The sequence below is a fragment of the Limnohabitans parvus II-B4 genome (assembly GCF_003063455.1).
In the GTDB taxonomy this organism is placed as follows: domain Bacteria; phylum Pseudomonadota; class Gammaproteobacteria; order Burkholderiales; family Burkholderiaceae_C; genus Limnohabitans_A; species Limnohabitans_A parvus.
In genome coordinates this window covers 337,589-351,579 of sequence record NZ_NESN01000003.1, presented here as the reverse complement: position 1 = coordinate 351,579, position 13,991 = coordinate 337,589, and the positions used below count along the sequence as shown (strand labels likewise).

General features: G+C 58.8%; 10 protein-coding genes. 5 read left to right on the top strand and 5 right to left on the bottom strand.

Going from position 1 to position 13,991, the window contains the following annotated elements; genetic code table 11:
- The first annotated feature begins 12 nt into the window (after window positions 1-12).
- A complete protein-coding gene (locus B9Z37_RS10130; RefSeq protein WP_108312894.1) occupies window positions 13-2,187 on the top strand; it encodes a cyanophycin synthetase in 2,175 nt (724 codons plus the stop codon).
- Between the two features lie 47 nt (window positions 2,188-2,234).
- Window positions 2,235-4,808: a cyanophycin synthetase gene (cphA, locus tag B9Z37_RS10125; protein WP_108312893.1), complete on the top strand. Its 2,574-nt coding sequence runs from the start codon at window positions 2,235-2,237 to the stop codon at window positions 4,806-4,808.
- Between the two features lie 2 nt (window positions 4,809-4,810).
- Here the strand turns inward: cphA and B9Z37_RS10120 are convergent, their stop codons facing one another.
- The 5 genes from B9Z37_RS10120 to B9Z37_RS10100 form a co-directional block, all read right to left on the bottom strand.
- The gene (locus B9Z37_RS10120) at window positions 4,811-5,992 is read right to left on the bottom strand and encodes an acyltransferase family protein (RefSeq protein WP_167394358.1); all 1,182 of its coding nucleotides are present in this window, start codon (window positions 5,990-5,992) and stop codon (window positions 4,811-4,813) included.
- A 16-nt stretch (window positions 5,993-6,008) separates the two neighbouring features.
- Window positions 6,009-6,962 carry an NAD(P)H-dependent flavin oxidoreductase gene (locus tag B9Z37_RS10115; RefSeq protein ID WP_108312891.1) on the bottom strand — a complete coding sequence of 318 codons (954 nt, stop codon included), beginning with the start codon at window positions 6,960-6,962 and terminating at the stop codon, window positions 6,009-6,011.
- Between the two features lie 149 nt (window positions 6,963-7,111).
- On the bottom strand, window positions 7,112-8,902 hold the full coding sequence (locus B9Z37_RS10110) for an acyl-CoA dehydrogenase (protein WP_108312890.1): 1,791 nt from the start codon (window positions 8,900-8,902) through the stop codon (window positions 7,112-7,114).
- Window positions 8,903-8,977: 75 nt separating this feature from the next.
- Window positions 8,978-9,910: an electron transfer flavoprotein subunit alpha/FixB family protein gene (locus B9Z37_RS10105; RefSeq protein ID WP_108312889.1), complete on the bottom strand. Its 933-nt coding sequence runs from the start codon at window positions 9,908-9,910 to the stop codon at window positions 8,978-8,980.
- Window positions 9,911-10,021: 111 nt separating this feature from the next.
- Window positions 10,022-10,777, bottom strand: a complete 756-nt coding sequence (locus tag B9Z37_RS10100; RefSeq protein WP_108312888.1) for an electron transfer flavoprotein subunit beta/FixA family protein — start codon at window positions 10,775-10,777, stop codon at window positions 10,022-10,024.
- Window positions 10,778-11,073: 296 nt separating this feature from the next.
- On the opposite strand from B9Z37_RS10100, the gene B9Z37_RS10095 reads away from it, so the two are divergent.
- The 3 genes from B9Z37_RS10095 to B9Z37_RS10085 all read left to right on the top strand — a co-directional run bounded on the left by B9Z37_RS10095 (window position 11,074) and on the right by B9Z37_RS10085 (window position 13,956).
- Window positions 11,074-12,096 carry a TRAP transporter substrate-binding protein gene (locus B9Z37_RS10095; protein ID WP_108312887.1) on the top strand — a complete coding sequence of 341 codons (1,023 nt, stop codon included), beginning with the start codon at window positions 11,074-11,076 and terminating at the stop codon, window positions 12,094-12,096.
- 88 nt (window positions 12,097-12,184) lie between these two features.
- The gene (locus B9Z37_RS10090; protein WP_240606680.1) at window positions 12,185-12,667 is read left to right on the top strand and encodes a TRAP transporter small permease; all 483 of its coding nucleotides are present in this window, start codon (window positions 12,185-12,187) and stop codon (window positions 12,665-12,667) included.
- On the top strand, window positions 12,664-13,956 hold the full coding sequence (locus B9Z37_RS10085; RefSeq protein ID WP_108312886.1) for a TRAP transporter large permease: 1,293 nt from the start codon (window positions 12,664-12,666) through the stop codon (window positions 13,954-13,956). Before B9Z37_RS10090 ends, B9Z37_RS10085 begins: the two co-directional genes overlap by 4 nt.
- The last annotated feature ends 35 nt before the right edge of the window (window positions 13,957-13,991 follow it).

The window sequence follows — 13,991 nt, the reverse complement described above, 5'->3', positions numbered from 1 at the left end:
CCCTTTTCATTCATGAACGCCAAAAATATCCAATTTCTGCGCATGACCCATTTGCGCGGTCCCAACATCTGGACTTACCGTCCTGTCATGGAGGCGCTGATTGACATTGGCGCACTGGAAGACTTCCCTTCCAACACTTTGCCCGGATTCAACCAACGCCTGACAGCCTGGCTGCCCGGTCTGATCGAACACCGCTGCAGCGTGGGTGAACGCGGTGGCTTCTTGCAACGCCTGGAAGAAGGCACTTGGGCTGGCCACGTGCTGGAACACGTTGCACTGGAGTTGCAAACCCAAGCCGGCATGCAAACCGGCTTTGGCAAGGCCCGCGAGGCCGGCCCCAGGGGCATCTACAAAGTCGTGATTCGCACACGCCACGAAGCCGTCAGCCGCAGCGCTCTCGAGACCGCGCGCGACCTGATTCTGGCCGCCATCGAAGACCGTCCTTTTGACGTCAAGGCTGAAATCAACCGCCTCAAGCAGATGGTCGACAGCCTGTGCATCGGACCCAGCACCGCCAGCATCGTGGACGCGGCCAGTGAGCGGAGCATCCCCGCCATTCGCCTGAACGATGGCAACCTGGTGCAACTCGGCCACGGTGCCCAGCAGCGCCGCATCTGGACAGCTGAGACCGACCGCACCAGCGCAATTGCCGAAGGCATCTCCAAAGACAAAGACCTGACCAAGCAGCTGCTCAGCATGTGCGGCGTGCCTGTGCCGCAAGGTCAAATTGTGGACAGCCCTGCTGCGGCTTGGGAAGCAGCACAAGACATCGGCTTGCCCGTGTGCGTGAAACCGACCGACGGCAACCATGCGCGTGGCGTTTCGCTCGAACTGTCCAAACAAGAAGACATCGAAGCCGCCTACGACATTGCGCTGGCAGAAGGCAGCGAAGTCATCGTGGAAAGCTTCATCTTGGGTGAAGAGCATCGCCTGTTGGTGGTGGGCGACCATGTGGCCGCAGCCAACAAAGGCGAAACCGCCAGCGTGGTGGGCGATGGCGTGCACACCGTGTCCGAGTTGATCGAGCTTCAGATCAACTCCGACCCCCGACGCGGCGAAGAAGAAGATTTTCCGCTCGACACCATCCGCCTGGACGAACACACCACTTCGGTGCTCGAACTCAAACGCCAGGGCCTGACCGCTGAGAGCGTGCCTGAGGCAGGCCGCTCCGTGCTCATCATGCGCACCGGCAACATGGCGCTGGACGTGACCGATGAAGTTCACCCCGATGTGGCCGCACAAGCCGTGCTGGCCGCACGCGTCGTGGGCCTGGACATCGCAGGCGTTGATCTGGTCGCGCAAGACATTTCACAGCCCTTGGCCGCACAAGGTGGCGCGATTGTCGAGGTCAATGCCGGCCCCGGTTTGTTGATGCACCTGAAACCCGCTGTGGGTCAGCCGCGCCCCGTCGGTCAGGCCATTGCCAATCACTTGTTCAAACCTGCAGATACCGGCCGCATTCCGGTGGTGGGCCTCATAGGTGATGGCGACACGACACGACCCGCGACATTGGTCTCCTGGCTTTTGCACCTGAAAGGGCTCTACACCGGCCTGGCCTGCGCAGACGGCTTGTTCATGAACCAACGCCGGCTGCAAAGCCACGGCGGCATGAACTGGGAAAACGCCCAGCGGCTTTTGATCAACCGGTCGGTTCAGGCCGCTGTGTTTGAAAGCGATGCCCGCCATTTGCTGGCCGAAGGTTTGCCTTATGACCGCTGCCAAGTGGGCGTGGTCACACGCATGCCCAAGGCCCAAGGTCTGGATGACTTGTACGCTGGCAGCGACGAGAAAATGCCGGGCTACGTGCGCACACAAATCGACGTGATCTTGTCGCATGGCACAGCCGTGCTGAATGCAGCCGACGATCAAGTGGCCGATCTGGCTCGCCACTGCGACGGCAGCGTGATTTTTTATGCCGATGACGAAAAAAACCCGCGTCTTGTCGCCCACCTTGCAGAAGGTGGCCGAGTGGCTTTTTGGCGTGACGGGCAACTGGTGCTGAGCGAAGGCTCACGCGAGTCGCTCGTGCTGTCGAACAAACGACCTGCAGTGTCCCGCCTGCTGCAAGATGGCCGACTCGGCACCGACGACATGCTGATCGCAGCCTGTGTGGCTTGGGCTTTGGACATCAGCACGGACCTGATCCGTGCCGGTGTAAAAAGCTTCGGCCAGCACACCTCCCATTAACACCCGACGAGCCCCTCGGCCTTACCGCATCACAGGAATCCTGGTTCATGGAAGTGTCAAGAATTCGCGCGCTGCGCGGTCCCAATTTGTGGAGCCGTCACACGGCCATTGAAGCCATCGTGACCTGCCCGGAGGCCGAACGCAGCCTGTCGGCCAACCACCCGATCGAGCAGCGTCTGCGCCGCATCTTTCCCGAAGTCGGCCCCATCGAGGGCAGCCGATCAGGCCAAGCGCCATCGATGGCCCATGCGCTGGAAAAGGTCACACTGGCCCTGCAAGCCCAAGCAGGCTGCCCTGTCACCTTCAGCCGCACCACAGCCACCGAAGAAGCGGGCGTTTACCAGGTCGTGGTTCAGTATTCTGAAGAAGCCGTAGGTCGCCTGGCGCTGGAACTGGCTGAAAAGCTTTGCCAAGCCGCGATGAAAGGTCATGGGTTTGATTTGGAAAGCGCTTTGGCCCAACTCCACGAATTGGACGAAGACGTGCGCTTAGGCCCATCCACCGGCTCGATTGTCGATGCCGCCGTGGCGCGAGGCGTTCCCTTCCGGCGTCTGACGGACGGCAGCTTGGCGCAATTTGGCTGGGGCTCGCAGCAGCGCCGCATTCAAGCAGCTGAGATTGACTCGACCAGTGCGATTGCCGAATCGATTGCCCAAGACAAAGACCTGACCAAACAACTGCTGCACGCAGCCGGTGTGCCCGTGCCCTTGGGCCGTCCGGCCCAAACCCCGGACGAAGCCTGGGCCATCGCCCTGGAAGTGGGCCTGCCCGTGGTGGTCAAGCCGCAAGACGGCAACCAGGGCAAAGGTGTCACGGTCAACATCACCGAGCGCACAGCCTTTGACAACGCCTATGCCACCGCCGTGCGCTATGGCACCGTGATGGTCGAGAAGTTTTTGCCCGGCCATGATTACCGCCTGCTGGTGGTGGGCAACAAGCTCATCGCCGCAGCCCGCCGCGAACCCCCTTTGGTGGTGGGTGATGGCAAGCACACCGTGCGCCAACTGGTCGATCTGGTGAACGCTGATCCGCGTCGCGGCACGGGTCACTCCACCTCGCTCACCAAGATCCGTTTTGACGACATCGCGATCGGTCGTTTGCACGCCCAGGATCTGGAGCCTGAATCGGTGCCCGAAAAAGGCCGCCGCGTCATCCTGCGCAACAACGCCAACCTGTCCACAGGCGGCAGCGCCACCGACGTGACCGACGATGTACACCCCGAGGTTGCAGCCCGTGTGATTGAAGCCGCCCAAATGGTGGGCCTTGACATTTGTGGCGTGGACGTGGTGTGCGAATCTGTTTTGCGCCCCTTGGAAGAACAAAACGGCGGCATCGTCGAAGTCAATGCCGCCCCCGGCTTGCGCATGCACATCAGCCCGTCTTACGGCAAGGGCCGTGACGTGGGCAACGCCGTGATCGACCAAATGTTTCCGAACGGCGCAACCGGTCGAATCCCCGTGATTGCGGTCACGGGCACGAACGGCAAAACCACCACAGTGCGCCTGACCGCGCACTTGCTCAAGGCCAAAGGCCTGCGTGTGGGCATGACCAACACCGATGGCGTTTACGTCAACGGTCGCCAGACCGACTCGGGCGATTGCAGCGGCCCGCGCAGCGCCCGCAATGTGTTGATGCACCCCGATGTGGATGCCGCTGTTTTTGAAACCGCACGTGGCGGCCTGCTGCGCGAAGGCTTGGCCTTTGACCGCTGCAACGTGGCCATCGTGACCAACATGGGCGGTGGCGATCACTTGGGTCTGAACTACATCACCACGCTCGAAGACCTGTCCGTCTTGAAGCGCGTGATCGTGCTCAACGTGGAACAAAGCGGCATGGCCGTGCTCAATGCAGCCGACCCCGCCGTGGCTTCGATGGCACCGCACTGCCCGGGTGATGTGACATTTTTTGCGCTCGACGCCAACCAACCTGTGCTGGCCACGCACCGTGCCCAGGGCAAGCGCGTGGTGTTCACCGAAGACGGTCACATCGTGGCCCAAAAAGGCAAACAGGTTCTTCGCATTCCATTGGCACAAGTGCCGCTCACCCGGCAAGGCCAAATCGGGTTCCAGACCGAAAACGTCATGGCTGCCATTGGGGCAGCCTGGGCTGTGGGTGTGCCGTGGGATGCCATTGCCCAAGGCGTCGCCACCTTCATCAGCGACATCCAAGGTGTGCCCGGCCGGTTCAATGTGTTTGACTACCGGGGTGCCACCTTGATCGCCGACTACGGTCACAACCCGGATGCCATTCAGGCGCTGGTGCAAGCCGTGGACAACATGCCCGCCAAAAAACGCATGGTGGTCATCAGCGGCGCAGGTGACCGACGCGATCAGGACATCCGCGACCAGACCAAAATTCTGGGACAGGCTTTCGACGAAGTCTTGCTCTACCAAGACGCCTGCCAGCGCGGGCGCGAAGACGGTGAAGTCATTGCCTTGCTGCGCGAAGGCTTGCAAGGCGCAGCCCGGACCACTTACGTGCAAGACATTCAGGGTGAGTTCAACGCCATTGACACAGCCTTGAGCCGCCTGTCAGCGGGTGACCTGTGCCTGATCCTGATCGACCAGGTGGAAGAGGCTTTGGCCTACATCACCGAGAAGGTCAAGGCCAGCGGCGTCTGAACTCAGACTGTAGGACTCATGAACATGGCCAGTGCCACACTGGCCTCGAACAGACTAACCCACAGCCACCATCGCCACAAGGTCGCTGACTGGCGCTCCACCAGACGGTAAAGCAACGCCCCGCCTGCCACTGACAACAGCAGGGAAACCAGCATGCCCAGCGTGTTCGCCCAAAGCACATCGGGCCACACTGCAGCAACCCCTGCGCTGACCACCAGGTTCACGCCAAAATGGATCAGAAAGACCGAATACGACACGGTGGACAACCACTGCACCGCTTGCCGCCACCATGAAGCGCGGAGGCCTCCACCAGAAAACCACGCCTCAGGTGCCCCCATCAACAAACAGGCCACACCCCAAGCCGTCGCAATACGCCAGCGCGGCTCCAGCCACCAAGCAACAACACCGATCACCAGCAGCGCAGCCCACGCAGTCCAACGCTGAAGGTCTGCACGAGACATGCCCACGTTGGCATGCCGACGGGCCTCCCAAGCGAGCAAGCCCAAACCATAGGAGCCAAAAAAATAAACACCATGGTCATCCAGATCAGCGTGCAAGTTCCAACCCCACAAGGAAGCACAGGTCAGGCCCAACCACAGTCCCCAACGCAAAGTCCAAGCCGAATGCACCGCATGCGCAGAACGGCAGGCTTTCACCACCATCAGGCTGAGCAAGGTCATGGCATACAACTGGAAATCGATCGCCACGTACCAGATGCCCGCAGACAAAGCCTCCATGTCCAGAACATGCTGCAACAGCACCATGTGCGCCAACGCTTGCCCCCACTCTGGCGTGGCTGACAAACTGGCATGGTCAAAGTCCGGACGCAGCCATTCGGAGACCAGAACGGTGAAGCTGAGCGCCGCCAGCAAGGGAATGGCCAGACGTAAATAGCGCTGCCACGCCAGTTTCAGGGCCTCGGGCAAAGTCAGCTCTTCAAAACGCGCCAGACTTCCGGCCGTCAAAAAACCTGCACACACCAGAAAAAACTGCACCGCCAAACGGCCGTGTTCATATAGCCAATCCATCACAGCAGGCCAGGCTGTGGCCACCACATCGGACATGGGTCCATAAAACGCCATGTGGTGCAGCACGATCAGCAAGCAGCCTGAAGCCTTGATCACATCGATCAAAAAAGAGCGCCCCAAAGGGCGCTGCGCGGCTGTCGGCAAAGTGAGGCTCACGCCCGTGTGAAGCAGATCACAGCGCCAGTCGAGCGCGAGCCGCCTGGTACTGGGCCTTGAACTGAGCCACCAACTCGGCCGTGCTTTGAACGGCCTGGATGGCACCAATGCCTTGCCCGCAACCCCAGATGTCTTTCCAGGCTTTTTTGGCATCGCCGCCAAAATTCATTTTGGTCGGATCAGACTCGGGCAGGTTCTCAGGGTCCAGTCCTGCCGCACGGATGGACGGCGCCAAGTAGTTGCCGTGCACCCCGGTGAACAGGTTGCTGTAAACGATGTCGTCCGAGTTGCTGTCGACGATGGCTTGCTTGTACTCATCAGCGGCACGTGCCTCGTGGGTGGCAATGAAAGCCGAGCCAATGTAGGCAAAGTCAGCCCCCATGGCTTGCGCGGCCAAGATGGCATCGCCTGAAGCGATCGAGCCCGACAAAGCCACCGGACCGTCGAACCACTGGCGGATTTCCTGAATCAGGGCAAACGGGCTTTTGACACCCGCATGGCCACCAGCGCCCGCAGCCACGGCGATCAGGCCATCTGCGCCCTTTTCAATCGCCTTGTGTGCATGCTTGTTATTGATGACATCGTGCAACACCACGCCACCGTAGCTGTGTGCGGCGGCATTGATTTCTTCACGGGCACCCAGCGATGTGATGATGATCGGCACCTTGTATTTCACGCACAGGGCCATGTCATGCTCCAGCCGGTCATTGCTTTTGTGCACGATCTGGTTGATGGCAAATGGTGCGGCAGGCTTGTCCGGGTTGGCAGCGTTGTAGGCGGCCAAGGCTTCAGTGATTTCGATCAACCACTCTTCCAACTGTGCAGCAGGCCGGGCATTCAGGGCGGGCATGGAACCCACAATGCCCGCCTTGCATTGCTCAATCACCAGCTTGGGGTTGCTGATGATGAACAAGGGCGATGCGATGGCAGGGAATGGCAGATGGGCAAGAACGGGGGGCAGCTTGGACATGGGGTCTCCTCAAATGATCGACTGATTGTGTAAGACCGGAAAAGGAATGGCTGTCGGCGTGGGGACACGCCAACCAGCATGAAACCGCCAAAAGCCGACAAGCCATCCCAAAGGTTTGGACCTGTCAAGCTTCAGCGGTGGAGCGAAATTCAAAAAGCGTCGAGCGCCATCGCCGTCACGCTGCCAGCACCTTCCACGATGCTGTCGCGCACGCCAGTGGCTTTCGACAGAATGTGGTCGGCATAAAAACGGGCGGTCGTGATCTTGGCGGCCATGAAGGCAGCGTCTTGCGCCTGCGCTTCGGGTGTGAGCGCCACCAGCAGGGCACGGCCCAGTTGCCAGCCCGCCATCAGGTTACCGGCGAGCATGAGGTAGGGCACGCTGCCTGCAAACACGTCATTCGGGTGGGCTTTGGTGTTGCCTGCCACGAATTCGACCACGTCCACAAAGGCTTCGCGGGCGGCTTTGAGGCGTTTGGCCACGGCCTGCGCGTCGGTGTTGCCCGAAGCGAGCAGTTCGCTTTCGGTTTGCGCCACTTGCGCGGCCAAGGCCTTGGCGGTCTGTCCACCGTCGCGGGCAGTCTTGCGGCCCACCAAATCGTTGGCCTGGATGGCGGTCGTGCCCTCGTAAATCGTCAGGATCTTGGCATCGCGGTAGTACTGAGCGGCACCGGTTTCCTCGATGAAGCCCATGCCGCCGTGCACCTGCACGCCCAGGCTGGTGACTTCCAGGCTCATCTCGGTGCTGTAGCCCTTGACCAGCGGCACCATGAATTCGTAAAACGCTGCATTTTGTTGGCGCACTTCGGCGTCAGGATGATGGTGCGAGGCGTCATAAGCGGCCGCAGCGGTCGAAGCCATGGCGCGGCAACCCTCGGTGTAGGCGCGCATGGTCATCAGCATGCGGCGCACGTCAGGGTGGTGAATGATGGGACCTGCGGCGGGCAAGCTGCCGTCCACCGGGCGGCTTTGCACGCGGTCGCGGGCGTACTGCACAGCACGCTGGTAAGAGCGCTCGGCAATCGCGATGCCCTGCACGCCCACAGCATAGCGGGCAGCGTTCATCATGATGAACATGTATTCGAGGCCCCGGTTTTCCTGGCCGACCAGGAAACCCGTCGCCCCGCCGTGGTCGCCAAACTGCAACACGGCAGTCGGGCTGGCCTTGATGCCCATCTTGTGCTCGATGCTCACGCAGTGCACGTCGTTGCGATCACCCAAAGAGCCATCGGCCTTGACCATGAATTTGGGCACCACAAACAAGCTGATGCCTTTAACGCCCTCGGGCGCGCCCTGCACGCGGGCCAACACCAAGTGAATGATGTTGTCGGCCATGTCGTGCTCACCGTAGGTGATGTAGATCTTGGTGCCAAACACCTTGAAGGTGCCGTCAGGCTGCGGCTCGGCGCGGGTGCGCACAGCGGCCAGGTCAGAACCGGCTTGCGGCTCGGTCAGGTTCATGGTGCCGGTCCATTCACCCGAGATCAGCTTTTCCAGGTACGTGGATTTGAGCTCGTCCGAACCCGCCGTCAGCAGCGCTTCGATCGCGCCATCGGTCAACATGGGGCAGAGCGCAAAGCTCATGTTGGCCGAGTTGAGCATTTCGCCGCAAGCCGCACCAATCGTTTTGGGCAGGCCCTGGCCACCAAACTCGGCCGGGTGCTGCAGGCTTTGCCAGCCGCCTTCGGTGAATTGTTTGTAGGCTTCCTTGAAGCCGGGGGTGGTGGTGACGCCGCTGCCATTGTGAAACGACGGGTTCTTGTCACCTTCCCAGTTCAGCGGTGCGATCACATCACGGTTGAGCTTGCCGCACTCCTCCAGCACGGCCTGCGCGGTTTCCAGTCCGGCATCTTCAAAGCCGGGAATCTGTGCAATTTGGTCGATGCGGGCCAGGTGTTCGATGTTGAACAGCATGTCCTTGAGGGGGGCGGTGTAGCTCATGAAAGTCTCCGGTAAGTCTGTGTGAGGGTACAAAAAAGGCATCGCGAACGATGCCTTTTTCGATGTGCTGATGGATCAGAGGGCCTGGGTCAACTCAGGCACCGCGGCAAACAGATCGGCCTCCAAGCCAAAGTCCGCTACGCTGAAGATTGGCGCTTCGGGGTCCTTGTTGATCGCCACGATCACCTTGGAATCCTTCATACCGGCCAAGTGCTGGATCGCGCCCGAGATGCCGCAAGCGACATACAGCTGAGGCGCGACGATCTTGCCGGTTTGACCCACTTGCAGGTCGTTGGCGGCGTAACCGGCATCGACTGCAGCGCGGCTGGCACCGATGGCCGCGCCCAGCTTGTCGGCCAGCGGCGTCATCACTTCGTTGAACTTCTCCGAGCTCCCCAAAGCGCGGCCACCCGAGACGATGATCTTGGCTGCCGTCAGCTCAGGGCGGTCGTTCTTGGCGATCTCGCTGCGTGTGAAACTGCTCTTGCCACTATCGGCTTGGACTGCTGCGCTTTCCACAACGGCTGCGCCACCGGTGGCGGCTGCGGCGTCAAAGCCGGTGGTGCGCACGGTGATCACTTTGGTGGCGTCGGTGCTTTGCACGGTGGCCATCGCGTTGCCAGCGTAGATCGGGCGCTCGAAGGTGTCGGCCGAGATGACTTGCGTCACGTCGCTGATCTGGGCCACGTCCAGCTTGGCCGCCACACGCGGAGCGACGTTTTTGCCAGCGGCAGTGGCTGGAAACAGGATGTGGCTGTAGTTGGCAGCGATGGCGAGCACTTGGGCTGCGAGGTTTTCAGCCAAGCCGTGGGCCAGCGCTTCGCTGTCGGCGTGGATCACTTTGGCCACACCGGCGATTTTGGAGGCAGCTTGCGCGGCAGCAGCGGCGTTGTGGCCAGCCACCAGCACATGCACATCGCCACCACACGCCACAGCGGCTGTGACGGTGTTGAGAGTTGCGCCTTTGATCGAGGCGTTGTCGTGTTCTGCAATCACGAGAGAAGTCATGTCAGTTCCTTGAGGGATAGGGATGGTTGTAGGAGCTTGCCTGCAAGCGATGGCTTGCGGGCCACGACCGGCATATCGCCAGCAGGGCTGGCTCCTACAAAAACAAGTGGTTTAAATGACCTTGGCCACGTTCTTGAGTTTGTCCACCAGCGTGGCGACATCGGGCACCTTGATGCCGGCGCTGCGCTTGGCGGGCTCGGCCACCTTGAGGGTCTTGATGCGGGGAGCCACATCGACACCCAGGTCTTCGGGCTTGAAGGTGTCGAGCTGCTTTTTCTTGGCCTTCATGATGTTGGGCAGCGTCACATAACGCGGCTCGTTCAGGCGCAGGTCGGTGGTCACCACCGCAGGCAGGCTGATGCTCAGCACTTCCAGACCACCATCGATCTCGCGGGTCACTTGGGCCTTGCCGTCCACGATCTCAACCTTGGAAGCGAAGGTGGCCTGAGGCAGATCGGCCAAAGCAGCCAGCATCTGGCCAGTTTGGTTGCAGTCGTCGTCAATGGCTTGCTTGCCCAAGATGATCAGGCCGGGTTGTTCTTTGTCCACCAGGGCCTTGAGCAGCTTGGCCACAGCCAAGGGCTGCAGGTCCAAGTCAGCTGGCGTCTCAACGAGAATGCCGCGGTCGGCACCAATCGCCATGGCGGTGCGCAGGGTTTCCTGGCACTGGGTCACGCCGCAAGAGACAGCGATCACTTCGGTGGCCAAGCCTTTTTCTTTGAGGCGAACAGCTTCTTCAACGGCGATTTCGTCAAAGGGGTTCATGCTCATCTTGACGTTGGCAATGTCCACGCCCGAACCATCGGATTTCACACGAACTTTGACGTTGTAGTCCACGACCCGTTTCACGGGAACCAGAATTTTCATGAAAGCATCTCCATTGATAGATCAAAACCAGCGACGTTTTGAAACACGCCATTGAGGGAAACCAATTGACGTTAACGTAAACGTCAATTGTGCATCAAAACACTTTTAAAACAATGAATTATCGGCAAAAAAGCACGGTCGTTCGAATTTTTCAGGCCGCATTTTGGCATTTTTTCAGCATCCTAACCCCGGGAATTCACCGACCAATCGGTTGGCGAATCAGGGTTAGCATGGAGTGCGTTCTGGCCGAATCCAGATTAGATTATGTTTTGTAACCAATTAAACGGAGTTGACGCATGAAGAAAACCCTGATTTCCTTAGCTGCAGTGGCCTTGACCAGCTTGTCTGGTCTTACCCAAGCTCAGACAGTGCTGACTGTTTCCAGCTGGGTTCCTCCAACGCATGGTTTGACTGTTGCGCAAAAAGAATGGTGCGACGCACTGACCGCCAAAACAGCCAATCGCGTTCGTTGCAACATCTTGCCACGTGCCGTGACGCCCGCCCCCGGTACTTTTGATGCGGTCAAAAATGGCTTGGTTGATGTTTCCTTCACCGTCCATGGCTACACACCCGGTCGATTTGTATTGACCCAAATGGCCGAGTTCCCATTCTTGGGTGACCGGGCCGAGCCACTTTCTGTGGCCTTCAACCGCATTGCCAGCAAACACCCTGAATTCACAGCCGAGCACCAAGGCGTGAAAGTGTTGGGCTATTTCACACATGGCCCAGGCATCGTGTTCAACACCAAAAAACCCATTGAGAAAGTAGAAGACTTGTCGGGCCTGAAGTTCCGAGTTGGTGGCGGCATGGTGAACGAAATCTCCAAAACACTGGACATGAACGTCACACTCAAACCCGCACCAGACTCTTATGAGTTGCTGTCCAGCGGTGTCATGGATGGCACTTTGTTCCCTGCTGAATCGACTGACTCTTTCAAAATCGACAAAATCATCAAGCACGCCACCACTTTCCCAGGCGGCCTCTACAACACCAGCTTTGTGTTCATGATGAACCCTGCCAAGTACAACAGCCTGTCGGCTGAAGACAAAAAAGCTGTGGATGAATTGTCAGGTGACGCCGTAGCCAGCCGCTTTGGCAAATCTTGGGACCGCGTTGACGACCTTGCCTTGGCCAACATGCAAAAGAACGGCGTGAAGGTCATCAAAGCCAACAACAGTTTCATCAGCGGCGTGACAGTTCGCGTCAGCAAGCTCGAGCGCGACTGGGCTCAAGCGGCTAAAGCCAAAGGCTTGAAAGACCCCTCTGGTGCATTGTCTGATTTCCGTGCCGAAATCGCTAAATTGCAAAAGCAAAAATAAACCACCTTCGCCTTGGTCAAGTCACCAAGCGTGGTGAAACAACGGTACCTGCAAAGAGCGCAGGTACCGTTTTTTTTAGGAGTGTGATTTGAAAAAGTCTCTTGAAATCATCTGTGGAACTTTGGCAGGATTGGCTTTATTGGCCATCATGCTGCTGACCTTTTTAGATGTCTCGGGTCGAAAATTGTTATCCCAATCCATCACCGGGTCTTTGGAATTGACCGAGTTGCTGATGGTGGTGGTCATTTTTGGCGCCCTCCCTTTGGTCTCACTCAAAGGCGAGCACGTGGTGTTCGACTCCCTAGATGCCGTGCTGCCTGCATGGTTTCAGCGCCTTCAGCGCGCCTTGGTGGACATCGTTTGCGCAGCATTGCTGATGGGGCTGGCGTACCTGATGTGGAACACAGGGGCCGAATTCGCTGTCACAGGAGAAACGACAGCTCAACTGAAAATCACCAAAGCCCCATTCATACAAGGCATGGGGTTGCTTTGTGGACTGACCGCATTGGTTCATCTGCTCAAAGTATTTTGGCAATCTGACGAAGAGTCGGCTGAAGGAGGCACCCTGTGACCGAAGCCCTGCTTGGATTTTTGGCCATCTTTGTGCTGGCCCTCATGCGCATGCCTTTGGCTTTTTCGATGGGTTTAGTGGGCATCGTGGGCATTGGCCTCACGCGAGGCTGGATGCCCGCACTGGCCAGCACTGCCCAAGTCGTACATGAAACCGGGTTTGCCTACACACTCTCGGTGATTCCTTTGTTCATCCTGATGGGTAACTTCGTGGCCCGTGCAGGTTTGGCCCATGAACTATTTCATGCCGCCTACACCTTCATCGGCCACCGCCGAGGCGGCTTGGCGCATGCCACCATTGCGGCTTGTGCTGGTTTTGGTGCCATCTGTGGCTCGTCGATTGCGACGGCAGCCACCATGAGCAAAGTGGCCTACCCGTCCATGAAAAAGATCGGCTACAGCGACGCACTTTCAACGGGTGTGATTGCGGCAGGTGGCACCCTCGGGATCATGATTCCGCCCTCCACCATCATGGTGATTTACGGCATCATCACAGAAACGCACATCGGAAAGCTGTTTGCGGCAGGTGTGATTCCAGGCATCCTGACCGCCATCTTGATGATGGTCGCCGTGGTGATCATGACCTCTCGCGACCCCGAGCATGCGCCTCCAGGGGAGAAATTCACCTGGAGCCAACGGTGGGCTGCATTGCGCGGCATCTGGGGCGTATTGCTGTTGGTCTTCGTTGTACTGGGTGGCATTTATGGCGGCTTCTTCACCGCTACAGAAGGTGCCGGCATGGGCGCCATGGGGGCCTTCCTGTTCGCCCTGGCGCGCAAAGCACTGAGCAAAGAAGTTCTTCTTCAGGTGCTCATCGAGTCCGCCAGAACAACTGCCATGTTGTTCACTTTGCTGATTGCTGCCACAATTTTTGCCAACTTCGTTAACTACACCAGTTTGCCATTTGAGTTAAAAGACTGGATCACTGGCCTTGGCTTGTCGCCCATCATGATCGTGGGGGCCATGATGCTGATTTATGTACTCTTGGGCACGGTGATGGAAGAACTCACCATGGTCTTACTGACCATCCCCCTGTTCTTCCCCATCGTGGTGCAACTGGGTTTTGATCCGGTCTGGTTTGGTGTGCTGATCGTGATGGTCATTCAAATCGGTCTCATCTCACCGCCGGTCGGCATGAACCTGTTTGTGCTCAACACCTTGCTCCCCAAGGTCGGTCTGGGCACCATCTTCCGTGGTGTGTGGCCGCTGGTGCTGGTGCTGGTCATTACGCTGGGCATCTTGCTGGCCTTCCCTGGCTTGAGCCTGTGGTTGCCATCCATGATGGAATGAGCAGGAAACGCTCCAAGGTCAAAGGCACACCGTAA